This is a genomic window from Microbacterium sp. Beta, from assembly GCF_005502545.1.
In the GTDB taxonomy this organism is placed as follows: domain Bacteria; phylum Actinomycetota; class Actinomycetes; order Actinomycetales; family Microbacteriaceae; genus Microbacterium; species Microbacterium oxydans.
This window is the reverse complement of the sequence record NZ_SCOG01000015.1, coordinates 63301-79096: the sequence shown is the minus strand read 5'-3', so window position 1 is coordinate 79096 and position 15796 is coordinate 63301. Positions and strand designations below refer to the sequence as shown.

General features: G+C 67.0%; 19 protein-coding genes and 1 pseudogene. 2 read left to right on the top strand and 18 right to left on the bottom strand.

Annotated elements, in window-relative coordinates; genetic code table 11:
* The 5 genes and pseudogenes from FFS56_RS14305 to FFS56_RS14285 all read right to left on the bottom strand — a co-directional run.
* Positions 1–210: pseudogene (locus FFS56_RS14305) on the bottom strand (hypothetical protein); the annotation flags it as partial.
* Positions 211–282: 72 nt separating this feature from the next.
* Complete coding sequence (locus FFS56_RS14300) at positions 283–1080, bottom strand: sulfite exporter TauE/SafE family protein (RefSeq protein ID WP_046747829.1); 798 nt, start codon at positions 1078–1080, stop codon at positions 283–285.
* Between the two features lie 48 nt (positions 1081–1128).
* The gene (locus FFS56_RS14295; protein ID WP_113680412.1) at positions 1129–2676 is read right to left on the bottom strand and encodes a tripartite tricarboxylate transporter permease; all 1548 of its coding nucleotides are present in this window, start codon (positions 2674–2676) and stop codon (positions 1129–1131) included.
* A complete protein-coding gene (locus FFS56_RS14290; RefSeq protein WP_218867297.1) occupies positions 2676–3245 on the bottom strand; it encodes a tripartite tricarboxylate transporter TctB family protein in 570 nt (189 codons plus the stop codon). The genes FFS56_RS14295 and FFS56_RS14290 overlap by 1 nt, the downstream gene beginning before the upstream one ends.
* 1 nt (position 3246) lies before the next feature.
* A complete protein-coding gene (locus FFS56_RS14285) occupies positions 3247–4266 on the bottom strand; it encodes a tripartite tricarboxylate transporter substrate-binding protein (RefSeq protein WP_127012572.1) in 1020 nt (339 codons plus the stop codon).
* 163 nt (positions 4267–4429) lie between these two features.
* Between FFS56_RS14285 and FFS56_RS14280 the strand changes: the two genes are divergently transcribed.
* Both FFS56_RS14280 and FFS56_RS14275 read left to right on the top strand, forming a co-directional pair.
* Positions 4430–5644: a PAS domain-containing protein gene (locus tag FFS56_RS14280; RefSeq protein ID WP_137772115.1), complete on the top strand. Its 1215-nt coding sequence runs from the start codon at positions 4430–4432 to the stop codon at positions 5642–5644.
* A gap of 101 nt (positions 5645–5745) precedes the next feature.
* Entirely contained in the window at positions 5746–7320 is a 1575-nt protein-coding gene (locus tag FFS56_RS14275) for an AMP-binding protein (RefSeq protein WP_046747825.1), read from the top strand.
* Between the two features lie 69 nt (positions 7321–7389).
* Here FFS56_RS14275 and rplQ read toward each other — a convergent pair whose 3' ends face one another.
* From rplQ to rpsE, 13 genes are all read right to left on the bottom strand, one after another.
* Positions 7390–7947 carry a 50S ribosomal protein L17 gene (gene rplQ / locus FFS56_RS14270; RefSeq protein WP_031207971.1) on the bottom strand — a complete coding sequence of 186 codons (558 nt, stop codon included), beginning with the start codon at positions 7945–7947 and terminating at the stop codon, positions 7390–7392.
* A 33-nt stretch (positions 7948–7980) separates the two neighbouring features.
* Positions 7981–8970 carry a DNA-directed RNA polymerase subunit alpha gene (locus FFS56_RS14265; RefSeq protein WP_021201111.1) on the bottom strand — a complete coding sequence of 330 codons (990 nt, stop codon included), beginning with the start codon at positions 8968–8970 and terminating at the stop codon, positions 7981–7983.
* A 134-nt stretch (positions 8971–9104) separates the two neighbouring features.
* Entirely contained in the window at positions 9105–9503 is a 399-nt protein-coding gene (gene rpsK / locus FFS56_RS14260) for a 30S ribosomal protein S11 (RefSeq protein ID WP_017829189.1), read from the bottom strand.
* Between the two features lie 31 nt (positions 9504–9534).
* A complete protein-coding gene (rpsM, locus tag FFS56_RS14255) occupies positions 9535–9909 on the bottom strand; it encodes a 30S ribosomal protein S13 (protein ID WP_017201568.1) in 375 nt (124 codons plus the stop codon).
* Positions 9910–10087: 178 nt separating this feature from the next.
* Positions 10088–10204, bottom strand: a complete 117-nt coding sequence (gene rpmJ / locus FFS56_RS14250; protein ID WP_005050492.1) for a 50S ribosomal protein L36 — start codon at positions 10202–10204, stop codon at positions 10088–10090.
* Positions 10205–10268: 64 nt separating this feature from the next.
* Positions 10269–10490 carry a translation initiation factor IF-1 gene (gene infA / locus FFS56_RS14245; RefSeq protein ID WP_017201569.1) on the bottom strand — a complete coding sequence of 74 codons (222 nt, stop codon included), beginning with the start codon at positions 10488–10490 and terminating at the stop codon, positions 10269–10271.
* 165 nt (positions 10491–10655) lie between these two features.
* Positions 10656–11324 carry a thioredoxin domain-containing protein gene (locus FFS56_RS14240; RefSeq protein WP_046747824.1) on the bottom strand — a complete coding sequence of 223 codons (669 nt, stop codon included), beginning with the start codon at positions 11322–11324 and terminating at the stop codon, positions 10656–10658.
* Positions 11324–12175: a type I methionyl aminopeptidase gene (gene map / locus FFS56_RS14235; protein WP_046747823.1), complete on the bottom strand. Its 852-nt coding sequence runs from the start codon at positions 12173–12175 to the stop codon at positions 11324–11326. Before map ends, FFS56_RS14240 begins: the two co-directional genes overlap by 1 nt.
* 1 nt (position 12176) lies before the next feature.
* The gene (locus tag FFS56_RS14230; RefSeq protein ID WP_046747822.1) at positions 12177–12782 is read right to left on the bottom strand and encodes an adenylate kinase; all 606 of its coding nucleotides are present in this window, start codon (positions 12780–12782) and stop codon (positions 12177–12179) included.
* Entirely contained in the window at positions 12779–14101 is a 1323-nt protein-coding gene (secY, locus tag FFS56_RS14225; protein WP_046747821.1) for a preprotein translocase subunit SecY, read from the bottom strand. Before secY ends, FFS56_RS14230 begins: the two co-directional genes overlap by 4 nt.
* A 183-nt stretch (positions 14102–14284) precedes the next feature.
* On the bottom strand, positions 14285–14920 hold the full coding sequence (gene rplO / locus FFS56_RS14220) for a 50S ribosomal protein L15 (protein ID WP_052748701.1): 636 nt from the start codon (positions 14918–14920) through the stop codon (positions 14285–14287).
* Positions 14920–15105, bottom strand: a complete 186-nt coding sequence (gene rpmD, locus FFS56_RS14215) for a 50S ribosomal protein L30 (protein WP_017201575.1) — start codon at positions 15103–15105, stop codon at positions 14920–14922. The genes rplO and rpmD overlap by 1 nt, the downstream gene beginning before the upstream one ends.
* On the bottom strand, positions 15105–15785 hold the full coding sequence (rpsE, locus tag FFS56_RS14210; protein ID WP_269430495.1) for a 30S ribosomal protein S5: 681 nt from the start codon (positions 15783–15785) through the stop codon (positions 15105–15107). The genes rpmD and rpsE overlap by 1 nt, the downstream gene beginning before the upstream one ends.
* Between the last annotated feature and the right edge of the window lie 11 nt (positions 15786–15796).

Below are 15796 nucleotides of genomic sequence, written 5' to 3'. Positions count from 1 at the left end.
GGGTGGGGCAGGTGCGGGAGCCGGTACGACCGGAGCTGGTGCGGGTGCCGGTTCCTCGCTCGGCGCCGGCGGTGCCAGCTGCACCGTGACGGGCTCGGAGGGGATCTGCGGTGACGGCGGCATCTGCGCCAGCACGACGCTTCCGACCGCGAAGGCGACCGGGATTGCGATCAGCGCGCCGGTGGCGAGAAAGCGTCGTGGGGTGGTCATGTCCCCAATGATGCCCGTCGATGATGATGCGCAGATGAGCCGTGGATGAAGATCCTTTCATCCACGCGGGGCTCAGGCGCGCTTACGACCCTTGATCGCCTTGATGGCCATCTGCACCGCGATCACGACCAGATATGCCGCGAACAGCATGTTGCCCAGGGTGGGGTCGACGATGGTGGCCAGCCACGCGCCGAGAGCTGTCGTCGTGCAGGCGGAGACGCCGATGAGCAGCGCCGCGAGCAGATCGACGTTGCGGTTGCGGAAGTTCCCCACGGTGCCCGAGATCGCCGTCGGGATCATCATGAGCAGCGAGGTGCCCTTGGCGACCAGGTCGCTCGTGCCGAAGGCCAGCATCAGCACGGGGACGACGATCACTCCGCCGCCGACGCCGATCAGCCCGGCGAGGATACCGGTGCCGACGCCGACTCCGACGAGGGCGAGGCCGCTCAGCCAGGAGAGTTCGAACACGGCATCGCGCGACGGGATCACGAGGAAGAGGCTGACGATCACGACGACGAGGAAGCCGACGAAGCCCCAGCGCAGGGCGGTCTGCGAGATGCGCGGCAGCAGTCGTGTGCCGATCTGCGCCCCCACCACGGCACCTGCGGCGAGGATGATCGCAGGGATCCAGGCCACCGATCCGGTCGTCGCGTACGAGATCACTCCCACGCCTGCGGTCGGCACGATCGCAGCGAGCGAGGTGCCGGCTGCAAGGCGCTGATCGAAGTGCAGCAGGAGCACCAGCAGCGGGACGATGACCGTGCCGCCTCCCACGCCGAAGAGACCGGAGAGGAGGCCTGCGAGAAGGCCGATCCCGATGAACGCCGTGTAGGCACGAGGCCCTCGTGCGGGAGCCTGGGCATCATTCACCGGATCAGCCTACTCGCGGCCTCCTGTCCGCTCGAATCCGCTCCCGGATCAGACCTCGGAGTCGGCCTTGATCGGCACGGCGATCGACTCGGTGAGAGCCTGCTCGTACCGGCGCTGACGGCGTCGCAGCCACAGGCCTCCGACGATCAGCAGTGCGAGCACCCCGTAGGCGATGGCGGCGAACGGCTGCATGACCAGCGTGCTCAGGTCGCCCTGGCTCAGCTGCAGTGCCTTGCGCAGCTGCTCCTCCGCCATCGGTCCGAGGATCATCCCGACCACGAGCGGCGCGACGGGGTATCCGTATCTGCGCATGAAGTAACCGAGGATGCCGACGATCAGCAGGATCACGATGTCCGACGGCGAGCTGTGCAGCGCATACGCACCGAACACCGCGAACAGCAGGATGCCCGCGTACAGGTACGGCCGCGGGATCTGCAGCAGCTTCACCCACATTCCCACGAGCGGAAGGTTGAGCACGATCAGGATGACATTGCCGATGTAGAGGCTCGCGATGAGCGCCCACACCAGATTCGACTGGCTCTCGAACAGCAGCGGCCCCGGCTGGATGCCGTAGGACTGGAACGCGGTGAGGATGATCGCCGCGGTCGCCGTGGTCGGCAGGCCCAGGGTGAGCAGAGGCACCAGCACACCGGCCGCGGCGGCGTTGTTGGCCGACTCGGGCCCGGCGACCCCCTCGATCGCGCCGCGCCCGAACTCGTCCTTGTGCTTCGACAGCTTCCGCTCCGTCGCGTAGGACAGGAACGTGGCCACGTCCGCGCCACCGGCGGGGATCGTCCCGATCGGGAACCCGATCGCGGTGCCCCGCAGCCAGGGCCTCCAGGACCTGCGCCAATCGGACTTCGTCATCCAGGACCGCCACCCACGGGTGACCGGGATCACGTCGATGCCGCCGTGTCGCAGTCGGGCCGCGATGTAGAACGTCTCACCGACCGCGAACAGACCGACCGCGACCAACACGATGTCGACGCCGTCGGAGAGCGCGGGCAGGCCCAGCGTGTAGCGCTGCTGACCGGAGAGCCAGTCGGTGCCGACGAGCCCGAGGAACAGGCCGACGCCGAGCGAGAGCATGCCGCGCGAGATCGAGCTGCCGATCAGCGCACCGACCGTGATGAACGCGATCACGATGAGGGCGACGTAGTCGGCGGGTCCGAGGTTCACCGCGAACTGCGCGAGCAGCGGAGCGAGGAGGGTCAGCCCGAGGGTCGCCAGCGTGCCGGCGATGAACGATCCGATGGCGGCGGTGGCGAGGGCGGCGGCACCGCGTCCCATCCTGGCCATCTTGTTGCCCTCGATGGCCGTGACGATTGAGGCCGACTCCCCCGGGGTGTTCAGGAGGATGCTCGTGGTCGAGCCGCCGTACATGCCGCCGTAGTAGATGCCCGCGAAGGTGATCAACGCGGCGGCGGGGTCGAGCGTGTAGGTGAGGGGCAGCAGCAGCGCCACCGTCATGGCGGGGCCGATACCGGGGAGCACGCCGACCGCGGTGCCCACGAAGACTCCGAGGAAGGCGAACGCGAGGTATTCGGGCTGCAGCGCGGTCGCGAAGCCCTCCAGGAGCAGAGTCCAGCTGTCCATCAGAACATCCTTCCGAGCCAGCCGAGGGCCGGTCCCCACGGCAGCGACAGACCGAGCAGACCGCCGAAGACGACCTGGATCACGAGCGCCACGACGATGCCGACGAGGAACGCCATCCACCACCGCTTGGCGGCGAGCGACCACGCCACCCCGCCGAACAGCAGGGCTGCAGCGGGTGCCCAGCCGAGGGGTTCGATCAGGAGCAGGTGCGCGACGACGAGGCCGGCCAGCTTGGCGAGGGTGACCCAGTCGGTGGGCAGACTCTCATCGATGTCTTCCGCCTCCTCGGCACCGCCGCGCTCCCCGCGCAGCACGCCGACGAGCACAGCGACCGCGGAGGCGAGCAGGATCACGGAGACGAAGATCGGGAAGACCGTGGGGCCGGCCTTCATGCCGACGGGGACATGGATCAGGAAGATGCCGACGACGGCGAAGACACCGAGCGCGACCATGATTCCGGCGAACACGAGTTCGCCGACGGGGACGGAGGGAGAGCGGCGTGCGGGTCGACCGCCGTGGTCGACCCGCACCCCCTGCTCCCCTGTCCCCGACGATGCGGGGACCGTCATGTCACTGCACCAGACCGATGTTCTTCAGCGTCGCGGTGACCTCTTCGATGTTCCCCGTGAGGAACTCGTCGAACTCCTCGCCCACCAGGAACGCGTCGGTCCAGCCCTTGGTCTCGAGCTGCTCCGTCCAGGCTTCGGACTCGTGCAGTTCGGTGATCACCCGCACGAGCTCGTCCTTCTCGCCGTCGGAGATGCCGCCGGGAGCGATCACCCCGCGCCAGTTGGTGAGCACCACGTCGTAGCCCTCTTCTGTGATGGTCGGTACATCGGGAAGCTGCGACACCGGCTCGTCGCTGGACACCGCCAGGGCCTTGAGCGCGCCGCTCTCGACGTGCTGGGCGAACTCGCCCACCCCCGAGATGCCCGCAGCGACCTTGCCGCCGATGAGGAGCGGAACGGCCTCCCCGCCGCCGGAGTTCGGAGTGTAGTTGAGCTTCTCCGCGATCTCGGCGCCGTCGAGCCCTGCCTCCTCGAGCATGAGTCCGGCGAGGATGTGGTCGGCGCCGCCCGCGGAGCCGCCCGTGATCGTGACGGACTGGCCGTTGTCGACGATGTCGTCCACGAGGTCTTCCAGGGTGTCGTACTTCGAGTCGGCCGGCACCACCACGACGAGCGGCTCGTCGGTGAGCCGGGCGATCGGGGTGGTGTCCTCGATCCGCACCGCCGAGGCGTTGGTCTCGACCGCGCCGACCATGACCAGCCCCATCACCATCAGCATGTTCGGGTCCTTCTCGTTCGCGAGCTGTGCGAGGCCGACGGTGCCGCCTGCACCGCCGACGTTGGTCACGGGAGCGGAGGTCACGAGGTCGTCCTGGGTGAGCACCTGCGAGAGGGCACGTCCGGTCTGATCCCATCCACCACCGGGGTCCGCCGGCACGACGATCGACACGTCGGTGATCGCGGCGACCTCGGCTTCCCCTCCCGCGTCGTCGGTCGCTGCGCTGCCTCCGGCGCACGAGGTGAGTGTGAGTGCGGCCACCGCGGCCAGGGCGGTCCACGTTCCGATGCGTGCGTTCTTCATGTGCGCTCCTCCTTGAGCGTTCGTGATGCTGTGGATCCACCATGGAGGTCGGAGTACCGGTGCTCCAGCTTCGGAAACCATTGGTCGGAGTTTCGGAACTATTGGTCGCGAGCGGCTCCCGACCCCGCTCGCGCCCCACTCGTGGAGAGGCCAGAATGAGCACGTGGCCTCGAAGATGACGCTCCGCGTGCAGTTGCTCGTGCTGCAAGCGCTGATCGTGTTCCTGGCGACCCTGGCGACCGGCATCGTGGCCGGAGCGTTCCAGGAACAGGCGCTCCGCGAGGCCTACAAGGATCGGATGCAGGCCGTCGCGCAATCGGTTGCCGCCCTCCCCACGGTGCACGCGGCCTTCGACGACGTCGAGCCGTCCGCCGTGATCCAGCCGATCGCCGAGGTCATCCGCGAGGCATCCGATCTCGCCTACGTCGTCGTCGCCAACGAAGAGGGCATCCGCTATTCCCACCCGAACCCCGACCGCATCGGCGAGAAGGTCTCCACCGACCCGTCGATCCCGCTCTCGGGCGAGATCTACGTCGGCACGCAGACCGGCACGCTGGGCACCTCCTGGCGGGTCAAGGTTCCCATCCGCGACGACGAGGGCGCCGTGATCGGCACCGCGTCCGTCGGCATCCTCGAGTCGGAGCTCAGCGAGGAGTTCTCGTCCAACCTGGTGTGGTTGATCTCCGCCATGCTGGCCGCCGCGGTGCTCGGAGTGTTCGGATCCGCGTGGGTGACCTCGATCATCCGTCGGCGCATCTACCGTCTCGAGCCGCATCAGATCGCCGCCCTCGTCAAGAACCAGGAGACGACGCTGCACGGTCTCAGCGAAGGGGTCATCACGGTGGACGACGGCGGACGGATCACGCTCGTGAACGACGCCGCCGCCCGCTTCCTGGGCCGAGACGCGGCTGACCTCGACGGTGAACCCGCCGCCGACGCGCTCGGCGAGGAGCTCACGACCGTGCTCCGAGAGGGCGAGTCGGCCGGACGGCCGGTGATCGTGGGGTCGCACGTGCTCGTCGCCCGGAGCACCGGAAGCGATGCGGGCACCGGTGGCATCGGCGCGACGCTCCTGCTGCGCGATCACACCGAGCTGCACGACGTGGTCCGCCGCGTGGAGGCGGCGGATGCCATCATCGCCTTCCGACAGCGGCTCGGCCTGCCCAAGGGCCTCAGCGCGGAGACGCTCGACCGTGTCTCCGCCGCCCTCGTCGCCCGCCCCGATGCGTCGGCGACCGAGATCGGCGAAGACCTCGACATCTCGCGCGTCAGTGCCCGCCGCTACCTCGAGCACCTCGCCGCGTCCGGCAGTGCGACGCGCTCCCTCGACTACTCGACCAAGGGCCGCCCGAGCACCCGGTATCGCGCCGCCGTCTGACTCTCGGACGTACGCCATTCCCCTGGGACGCAGTGCCATTGTGTGCGACACTGGATCGCATCCGACGACGTCGTCAGCCTGCCCGGATCGAAGGAGATCTCATGGTTCGCAGTACCTATCCCGATGTGGAGATCCCCGAGGTCTCCATCCACCAGTTCCTCTTCGGCGACCTCACCGACGCCGAACTCGACACCGTCGCGCTCGTCGACGGCGTGAGCGGCGCGACCACGACCTATCGTCAACTCGTCGGGCAGATCGATCTGTTCGCCGGCGCTCTCGCGGCGCGTGGGGTGGGGGTCGGCACGACGGTCGGGGTGCTCTGCCCCAACGTCCCCGCTTTCGCGACCGTGTTCCACGGCATCCTCCGCGCGGGGGCGACGGCCACCACGATCAACTCCCTCTACACGGCGGAGGAGATCGCGAATCAGCTCACAGATGCCGGCGCGACCTGGCTCGTGACGGTCTCCCCGCTCCTCCCCGGAGCTCAGGCCGCTGCCGAGAAGCTCGGCTTCGACGCCGATCATGTGATCGTGCTCGACGGCGCGGACGGACACCCATCGCTCGCTGCACTCCTCGGCGAAGGGCACCCGGCACCGGCTGTGTCCTTCGACCCGTCCACCCACCTCGCCGTGCTCCCCTACTCCTCGGGAACGACCGGACGCCCGAAGGGCGTGATGCTCACGCACCGCAACCTGGTCGCGAACGTGTCGCAGTGCGCCCCGGTGCTCGGCGTCGATGCGAGCGACCGGGTGCTCGCCGTCCTGCCCTTCTTCCACATCTACGGCATGACGGTGCTGCTGAACTTCGCACTGCGACAGCGCGCCGGACTCGTCACGATGCCGAAGTTCGACCTTCCCGAGTTCCTGCGCATCATCGCCGAGCACCGCACCACGTGGGTGTTCGTCGCTCCACCGATCGCGGTCGCGCTCGCGAAGCACCCGATCATCGACCAGTACGACCTCTCCTCTGTGAAGGTCGTCTTCTCCGGCGCCGCCCCTCTCGACGGAGCGCTGGCCTCGGCGGTGGCCAACCGGCTGGGCTGTATCGTCACCCAGGGCTACGGCATGACCGAGACCAGTCCCGCGGTGAACCTCACCTCCGAGACACGCACCGACATCGACCGCTCGAGCATCGGTCCCCTCGTTCCGAACACGGAAGCACGCCTCGTCGACCCCGAGTCGGGCGAGGACGTCACGGTGCCCGAGTCGGGAACGAGCGAGCCCGGTGAGCTGTGGGTGCGCGGCCCCCAGGTGATGGTCGGGTACCTCAATCGCCCGGATGCCACGGCGGAGATGCTCGACGCCGATGGTTGGTTGCACACCGGCGATGTGGCGACTGTCACGCACGACGGCATCTACCGGATCGTCGACCGGCTCAAGGAGCTCATCAAGTACAAGGGCTATCAGGTGGCACCCGCCGTGCTGGAAGCCGTGCTGCTCGAGCACCCCGCCATCGCCGATGCGGCCGTCATCGGTGCCTTCGATGAAGACGGGCAGGAGGTGCCGAAGGCGTTCGTCGTCCGTCAGCCGAGCGCCGACCTCGATGCGGAGTCGGTCATGGCGCACGTGGCCGCACACGTGGCACCGCACGAGAAAGTCCGGCAGGTGGAGTTCATCGATGTGATCCCCAAATCGAGCTCGGGGAAGATCCTGCGCAAGGATCTGCGCGCGCGCTGACGACGTCGCCCGGAACACGAAGAAGCCCGCCACCCCGAAAGGACGGCGGGCTTCTTCGTGAGCGAGTGCTTACTCGGACTTCTTCTCGACAGCGTCCTCGGCAGCAGCCTCAGCGGCTTCGCCTTCGGCCTGCGACTCGGCGCCGGCCTCGACGGTCTCGTCGGCGGGAGCCTCCTCAGCGGGAGCCTCCTCGACGACCTCAGCCGGCTTCTCGGCCTTCTCGGCCTTCGGAGCAGCAGCCTTCTTGGTCGACTTCGCCTTCGGGGTGACGGGCTCGAGGACGAGCTCGATCACGGCCATCGGAGCGTTGTCGCCCTTGCGGTTGCCGACCTTCGTGATGCGGGTGTAGCCACCCTCACGGTCCGCGACGAGCGGCGCGATCTCGGAGAACAGGACGTGCACGACTTCCTTGTCACCGATGACCGAGAGCACGCGACGACGCGCGTGCAGGTCGCCACGCTTGGCGAACGTGATCAGTCGCTCGGCGAGCGGACGAAGGCGCTTGGCCTTGGTCTCGGTCGTCTTGATCGACTTGTGGGTGTAGAGCGCCGCCGCGAGGTTGGCAAGCATCAGGCGCTCGTGGGCGGGGCCGCCTCCGAGGCGGGGACCCTTAGTGGGCTTGGGCATAATCGTCTAACTCCTGGTCAGAAAGGTCGGGTATCAGAAGGACTCGTCTTCGCTGCCGCCGTAGAAGTGGGCGCCGTCGAAACCGGGCACCGAATCCTTGAGCGACAGACCGAGCGAGATGAGCTTGTCGCGCACCTCGTCGACCGACTTCTGGCCGAAATTGCGGATGTTCATGAGCTGCGTCTCCGACAGGGCGACGAGCTCGGAAACGGTGTTGATGCCCTCACGCTTCAGGCAGTTGTACGAGCGGACCGACAGGTCGAGGTCCTCGATCGGCATCGACAGCTCGCTGGAGTTCACTGCCTCCACCGGCGCCGGGCCGATCTCGATGCCCTCGGCCTCGACGTTCAGCTCGCGGGCGAGACCGAACAGCTCGGTGAGCGTCTTCGCAGCCGAAGCGACGGCGTCGCGGGGGCTGATCGCCGACTTGGTCTCGACATCCAGGACGAGCTTGTCGAAGTCGGTGCGCTCCCCGGCACGGGTCGCGTCGACGCGGTAGCTGACCTTGAGGACCGGCGAGTAGATCGAGTCGATCGGGATCTGACCGGCCTCGGCGTACTCGTTGCGGTTCTGCGTCGCCGAGACGTAGCCACGGCCACGCTCGATGGTGAGCTCGAGCTCGAACTTCGCGGTGTCGTTCAACGTCGCGATGACGAGCTCGGGGTTCTGCACCTCGACACCGGCCGGAGCCGAGATGTCAGCGGCGGTGACTTCGCCCGCACCGGTCTTGCGCAGGTACGCGGTGATGGGCTCATCGCGCTCCGACGAGACGACGAGCTGCTTGATGTTGAGGATGATCTCGGTGACATCCTCCTTCACGCCGGGGATGGTGCTGAACTCGTGCAGCACGCCGTCGATGCGAACGCTGGTGACAGCAGCACCGGGGATCGACGACAGCAGGCTGCGGCGCAGCGCGTTGCCGATCGTGTAACCGAAGCCGGGCTCCAGAGGCTCGATGATGAACCGGCTACGGTTCTCGACGATCTTTTCCTCGGTCAGTGTGGGACGCTGTGCAATAAGCACTCTGTGTTCCTTTCGATCACATGCCCGCTATATGACATGTGGTGGGGTGAGGTTTTGAGTTGTGGAAGTCGATGCCCGCACGCGGGCGTCGAGCCGCTCAGACCGCGAAGGGACCGAGCGGCTCGACACGCGAATCAGACGCGGCGACGCTTCGGCGGACGGCAGCCGTTGTGTGCCTGCGGGGTGACGTCCTGGATCGAGCCGACCTCGAGGCCTGCGGCCTGGAGCGAGCGGATCGCGGTCTCGCGGCCGGAGCCCGGACCCTTCACGAGGACGTCGACCTTCTTGACGCCGTGCTCCGCAGCCTGACGGGCAGCGGACTCGGCAGCCATGCCGGCGGCGTACGGGGTCGACTTGCGGGAGCCCTTGAAGCCCACGCCACCCGACGATGCCCAGGCGATGACGGCGCCGGACGGGTCGGTGATCGAGACGATCGTGTTGTTGAACGTCGACTTGATGTGGGCCTGGCCCAGCGCGATGTTCTTCTTTTCCTTGCGGCGCGGCTTGCGCGCGGCGGCCTTGGGTGCAGCCATGAAAGTGTTCTCCTAGTCCCTGGGGCCGCGCTTAGCGGGCCTTCTTCTTGCCTGCGACGGTGCGCTTCGGGCCCTTGCGGGTACGGGCGTTGGTCTTGGTGCGCTGACCACGGACCGGGAGACCACGACGGTGGCGGATGCCCTCGTAGGAGCCGATCTCGACCTTGCGGCGGATGTCTGCTGCAACCTCGCGGCGCAGGTCACCCTCCACCTTGTAGTTGCCTTCGATGTGGTCGCGGAGGGCGATCAGCTGGTCGTCGCTGAGGTCCTTCACGCGGATGCTCTCGTCGATGTCCGTCGCCTTGAGGATCTCGACCGAGCGGGTACGGCCGACGCCGTAGATGTAGGTAAGGGCGATCACCACGCGCTTGTCGCGCGGGATGTCAACGCCGGCAAGACGTGCCATGCGGTTCTCCTGGGTGTTGTGGAGGTGTGGAACAGGATCGGTGCCCGGGCCTCCGCCCCGAGGTGTCCCCCGCATGCGCGGGTTCTGATCCTGCCGTTGTGTATTCAGTTGTGAGATGTGCGTGAGCGATACCGCACAGCGCGGGCCCGTCGATCAGACCGGCGGGCCCGCCAGGGACTCAGCCCTGGCGCTGCTTGTGACGCGGGTTGCTCTTGCAGATCACCATGACGCGGCCGTGACGGCGGATCACCTTGCAGTGATCGCAGATGGGCTTGACGCTGGGGTTGACCTTCATGATGTTTCCTGTTCGCTGTCTTCGTACCGCCCCCGGCAGGGGCAGGCCGTTACTTCTCGACCGATCAGCGGTAGCGGTAGACGATACGGCCGCGGGTGAGGTCGTAGGGGCTGAGCTCCACGACCACGCGGTCCTCGGGGATGATGCGGATGTAGTTCTGCCGCATCTTGCCGGAGATCGTTGCAAGGACCTTGTGTCCGTTGCTGAGCTCAACGCGGAACATCGCGTTGGGCAGAGCCTCGGAGATCACGCCCTCGATCTCGATGACACCGTCTTTCTTAGCCATAGCCTCGCTGACGCTTCTGCAGATCGGTCGATCTGCGGTGGGTGATGGGATTGCGGTACTGCGCCGACGGACACGCCGAATCGAGGCACAAAGCACCAAAGATCTATGTTAGACGCTCCGGAGCCATCCGGCAACTCGACCGCGCGCGGCGGACGAGCAGCGGGCTCAGCTGATCAGGTCGGTGAACTTCTTGAGGTCGGCCTGGTCCTGCAGGTTGAGGCGCGTTCCGTTGATCTCGACCGTCGGCGTTCCCGCGATCTCGTGCGACTTCGCCTGGGCTGCCCCGAACTTGCGGTACGTCTCATCGGTGATGCACGACACGGCGTCGTCTGCGCCGACCTGCGTCGCGAAGCCCGCGAGCTGGTCGTTGGTGAGACCCGAGGTGTTCTCCGCGGGCTGGTTCTCGAACAGTGTCTTGGCGAAGTCGAGGTACAGCTCCGGGTTCGACTCGGCGACGCACACCGCGGCACCGGCCGAGCGCGACGAGTACTCGGTCCCCTGCGAGAACCGGTCGAGGATCGCGATGGGGTGGTACTCGAGGGTGATACGACCGTCGGCGGCCGCAGCCTCCAGCTGTCCACCGAACTGGTCCTCGAAGGTCTTGCAGACCGGGCACTGGAAGTCGACGAACACCGCAATCGTGTCTTCGCCGTCCCCGAACGAGATCGCCCCGGTCTCGGAGTTGAACGTGTCGTTGGCCTTGGGCGTCGCACCGGGCGCGGTGGCCTGGTTGTTGAGGAACACCACGAGACCGCCGATCGCCACCAGCACCACGACGACGGCGATCGAGACGCCGATCGCGAACCAGTTGGTGTTGCTCTTCGCCGCTGCCATTACTTTCCGATCTCTCGAGGCTCTACCCCGAACGGGGCGAGTCCGGCTCTTCCTCCATCGGGCGCGGTGAGCACCCAGATACCCCCATCATGCAGGGCGACGCTATGTTCCCAATGGGAGCCGTCCGTACCGTCCACCGTCGTGACGGTCCAGTCGTCCTCCTCGATGAAGGTCGCATCTCCGCCGGCGGTGACCATGGGCTCGATCGCGAGCACCAGACCGGGCTTCACGTCTTCGCCACGATCGGGCGTGCGGTAGTTGAAGACGCTGGGGGCCTCGTGCATCTTGCGCCCGATGCCGTGACCCACGTACTCGCGCAGGATGCCGTAGGGCTCGCCCGAGACCGCTGAGGGCCCCTGAGCCTCGATGTAGTCCTGGATGGCCGCACCGATCTCGTCGATGGACGAGACCGAGGCCATGGCGGCGATCCCGGCCCACATCGACCCCTCGGTGACGCGGGAGAGCTCTTCGCGCTGGGCGACGAGCTCCGGGCGCTCCGGGTCGGGCACGACGACCGTGATGGCGCTGTCGCCGTTCCACCCGTGGAACTGCGCACCGCAGTCGACCGACACGATGTCTCCCGGTTGGAGCACCCGCTCCCCCGGGATCCCGTGCACGACCTGCTCGTTCACCGAGATGCAGGTCGTGTGGTGGTAGCCGCGCACCAGCTGGAAATTCGACTCGGCGCCGCGGGCGAGGATGGTGCGGTTCGCCACGGTGTCGAGTTCGAGGGTGGTGACCCCGGCCTTGATCAGCGGGCGGACGGCGTCCAGTGCCGCTGCCGTGATCAGGCCGGGCTCCACCATGGCCCGCAACTGAGCCGGGGTCTTGTAGATCGACCGGCGGAACATCTCAGGAGGTGGAGACCGCGGGACGCAGGCCGCGCGCGGCCAGAGCCTGTGCGATGCGCTCGGTGATCTCGTCGAGCGAGCCGACGCCGTCGATGCGGTCGACGATGCCCTTGGCGCCGTAGACCTCAAGGATCGGGGCGGTCTCGTTCTCGTAGATGTCGAGACGGTGACCGATGGCCTCGGGGGTGTCGTCGGAGCGTCCCTGCTCGGTCGCACGGAGCGTCAGACGCTCCAGGCTCTCCTCGCGGGGCACGTCGAGGAGGATGACGGCGTCGAGCGCCTCACCCCGTTCGGAGAGGAACGACTCGAGGTGGTCGACCTGTGTGGTGTTGCGCGGGTAGCCGTCGAGGAGGAAACCCTGCGCTGCGTCCTCCTGCGACAGACGGTCGCGCACGATCTCGCTGGTCAGCTCATCCGGAACGAGGTCACCCTTGTCGAGGATCGCCGTGACCTGCTGGCCGAGCGGCGTTCCCTCCTTGATGTTCGCGCGGAAGATGTCGCCGGTCGACACGACCGGGATGCCGTAGGACTCGGCGATCCGCACGCCCTGCGTGCCTTTGCCCGAGCCCTGCGGGCCGACGATGAGAAGACGTGCGGAAGCTGTCATCGGAGGAGCCCTTCGTAGTGTCGCTGCTGCAGCTGCGCATCGATCTGCTTGACCGTCTCGAGACCCACACCGACGATGATGAGGATCGAGGCGCCGCCGAACGGGAAGTTCTGGTTGGCGCCGACGGTGGCCAGGGCGATGAGCGGGATGAGCGCGATCAGACCGAGGTAGAGGGAGCCGGGGAGCGTGATGCGGGTGAGCACGTAGTCGAGGTACTCGGCCGTCGGACGCCCCGCACGGATGCCGGGGATGAACCCGCCGTACTTCTTCATGTTGTCGGCGACCTCGACCGGGTTGAAGGTGATCGCCACGTAGAAGTAGGTGAACCCGATGATCAGCAGGAAGTAGGCCGCCATGTACACGGGGCTGTTGCCGGTCGTGAAGTTCGTCGTGATCCAGGTCACCCAGGCGGCCGGAGTGGATCCGTCCTGCGGGGTGTTGAACTGCGCGATGAGGGCTGGGATGTACAGCAGCGACGAGGCGAAGATCACGGGGATCACACCCGCCATGTTCACCTTGATCGGGATGTAGGTGTTCGTGCCGCCGTAGGTGCGTCGACCGACCATGCGCTTGGCGTACTGCACGGGGATCCGTCGCTGGGATTGCTCGACGAACACGACGAGCCCCATCACGATGATCCCGACCAGCAGCACGAGCAGGAAGACCTCGAAGCCCTTGGTCTGCCAGATCAGACCCATGGCGCCGGGGAACGTCGCGGCGATCGAGGTGAAGATGAGCAGCGACATGCCGTTGCCGATGCCCCGCTCGGTGACGAGCTCTGCGAACCACATGATCAGACCGGTACCGGCCGTCATCGCCATGATGATGAGCAGCTGCGCCCACCACACGTCGTTCGTCAGAAGCTGCTGGCAGGCCGCGAGGTCGGTGGTTCCGAAGAGCTGGCCGCTGCGCGCCACCGTGACGAGAGTCGTCGACTGCAGCAGCGCGAGGGCGATCGTGAGGTAACGCGTGTACTGCGTCAGACGGGCCTGACCGGCCTGTCCTTCCTTGTGCAGCGCCTCGAAGTGCGGGATGACCACGCGCAGGAGCTGCGTGATGATCGTCGCGGTGATGTACGGCATGACACCGAGCGCGAAGATCGACAGCTGCAGCAGTGCACCACCGGAGAACAGGTTGACCAGTCCGAGCAGCCCATCGGTGCCGGCGTTGGCGGCGAGACACTCCTCGACGTTCGGGAAGTCCACGAACGGAGCCGGGACGTTGGAGCCGAGTCGGTAGATCGCGACGATGGCGAGAGTGAAACCGATCTTCCGCCGCAGGTCTGGGGTGCGGAAGATCCGCGCGATGGCGCTAAACAAGGACGTTCCTCCTGAAAAGGTTGCCGATTCCCGAAGGACGGCTGAAAGACCAGGGTAACGCAAACCGGGCTTCCCGGAATTCGCCACCGATACCAGGCCCGCCGGATGCGGCCCCAGAGCAAGGTCTCGGAGTGTGAAACCACAAGAGGGGCCGGAGAATCTCCGGCCCCTCTTGCTGTGCGGTTACTTGACGGATCCGCCGGCCGCGACGATCTTCTGCTCGGCAGAACCCGAGACCTTGTCGACCGAAACGGTGAGCTTCACGGCGATGTCGCCGTTTCCGAGAACCTTGACCTTCTCGTTCTTGCGAACGGCACCCTTGGCGACCAGGTCGCCGACGGTGACGTCGCCACCCTTCGGGTACAGCTCCGCGAGCTTCTCCAGGTTCACGACCTGGTACTCCACGCGGAACGGGTTCTTGAACCCGCGCAGCTTCGGGGTGCGCATGTGCAGCGGCATCTGCCCACCCTCGAAGCCGACGCGAACGGTGTTGCGCGCCTTGGTGCCCTTGGTTCCACGACCAGCGGTCTTACCCTTAGAACCCTCACCACGGCCGACGCGAGTCTTGGCGGTGTTGGATCCGGGGACCGGACGCAGGTGGTGCACCTTCAGCACGCCGGGGCGGGATGCCGGAGCATCCTTCGCCGGCGTCGCCTTCTTGGCGGCAGGCTTCTTGACAGCGCCCTCAGCCTTGGCGTCGGCGGCAGCGGTCTTGGCCGGAGCCTTCTTCGCAGCCGGCTTCTTCTCGGCGGCAGCCTTGGGAGCCGCAGCCTTCTTCGGGGCCTTCTCAGCCTCGACGGCCTCGTTCTTCTCGGCCATTAGTCGATCTCCTCAACCTTGACGAGGTGGGCGACGGTCTTGACGTAACCGCGCGTCTGCGCGTCGTCGGGGCGGACGGTGGTGTCACCGATCCGCTTCAGACCGAGGCTGCGCAGCGTGTCGCGCTGGTTCTGCTTCTCGCTCACCTTGGACTTGATCTGCGTGACCTTCAGTCGCGCGGCCATCAGGCACCTACCTTCTGTGCGGCGATGGCGTCTGCCTCGGCGCGCACGAGACGCGCAGGGGCAACCTGGTCGAACTCGAGGCCACGACGTGCGGCGACCGCACGGGGCTCCTCGAGCTGCTTCAGGGCGGTGACCGTCGCGTGCACGATGTTGATCGTGTTCGACGAGCCGAGCGACTTCGACAGCACGTCGTGGATACCGGCGCACTCGAGCACGGCGCGGACCGGACCACCGGCGATGACACCGGTACCGGCGGCAGCCGGACGGAGCAGGACCACACCGGCGGCCGCCTCACCCTGCACGGGGTGCGGGATGGTGCTGCCGACGCGCGGAACGCGGAAGAAGTTGCGCTTGGCCTCTTCGACACCCTTCGAGATCGCCAGAGGGACCTCGCGGGCCTTGCCGTAGCCGACACCGACCAGACCGTTGCCGTCACCGACGACCACGAGGGCGGTGAAGCTGAAGCGACGACCACCCTTCACGACCTTCGAGACGCGGTTGATGGTGACGACGCGCTCCAGGAACTGGTTGTCGCCGCGGTCACGGGAGTTGCGGTCACGACCGCCACCCTGGTTGCGGTCGCCACGGCCGCCGCGGCGGCCGTCACGCGAGTCGCGAGCCGGCTCGGCCTGCGTGGTGCCGGCAGCCGTCTCGGAAGTGGCAGCAGCCGCTTCGGTCACTTCGTTCTCCT

Excerpts from the sequence above, each read along its gene's own strand:
- rpsM (WP_017201568.1), bottom strand. The coding sequence starts at position 9,909 with ATGGCACGTCTTGCCGGCGTTGACATCCCGCGCGACAAGCGCGTGGTG.
- rpsK (WP_017829189.1), bottom strand. The coding sequence starts at position 9,503 with ATGGCTGCACCCAAGGCCGCCGCGCGCAAGCCGCGCCGCAAGGAAAAG.
- FFS56_RS14295 (WP_113680412.1), bottom strand. The coding sequence starts at position 2,676 with ATGGACAGCTGGACTCTGCTCCTGGAGGGCTTCGCGACCGCGCTGCAG.
- rpmJ (WP_005050492.1), bottom strand. The coding sequence starts at position 10,204 with ATGAAGGTCAACCCCAGCGTCAAGCCCATCTGCGATCACTGCAAGGTG.
- rplQ (WP_031207971.1), bottom strand. The coding sequence starts at position 7,947 with ATGCCCAAGCCCACTAAGGGTCCCCGCCTCGGAGGCGGCCCCGCCCAC.
- map (WP_046747823.1), bottom strand. The coding sequence starts at position 12,175 with ATGTTCCGCCGGTCGATCTACAAGACCCCGGCTCAGTTGCGGGCCATG.
- FFS56_RS14285 (WP_127012572.1), bottom strand. The coding sequence starts at position 4,266 with ATGAAGAACGCACGCATCGGAACGTGGACCGCCCTGGCCGCGGTGGCC.
- rpmD (WP_017201575.1), bottom strand. The coding sequence starts at position 15,105 with ATGGCCGCGCGACTGAAGGTCACGCAGATCAAGTCCAAGGTGAGCGAG.
- FFS56_RS14230 (WP_046747822.1), bottom strand. The coding sequence starts at position 12,782 with ATGACAGCTTCCGCACGTCTTCTCATCGTCGGCCCGCAGGGCTCGGGC.
- FFS56_RS14275 (WP_046747825.1), top strand. The coding sequence starts at position 5,746 with ATGGTTCGCAGTACCTATCCCGATGTGGAGATCCCCGAGGTCTCCATC.
- infA (WP_017201569.1), bottom strand. The coding sequence starts at position 10,490 with ATGGCTAAGAAAGACGGTGTCATCGAGATCGAGGGCGTGATCTCCGAG.
- FFS56_RS14290 (WP_218867297.1), bottom strand. The coding sequence starts at position 3,245 with ATGACGGTCCCCGCATCGTCGGGGACAGGGGAGCAGGGGGTGCGGGTC.
- rplO (WP_052748701.1), bottom strand. The coding sequence starts at position 14,920 with ATGGCCGAGAAGAACGAGGCCGTCGAGGCTGAGAAGGCCCCGAAGAAG.
- FFS56_RS14240 (WP_046747824.1), bottom strand. The coding sequence starts at position 11,324 with ATGGCAGCGGCGAAGAGCAACACCAACTGGTTCGCGATCGGCGTCTCG.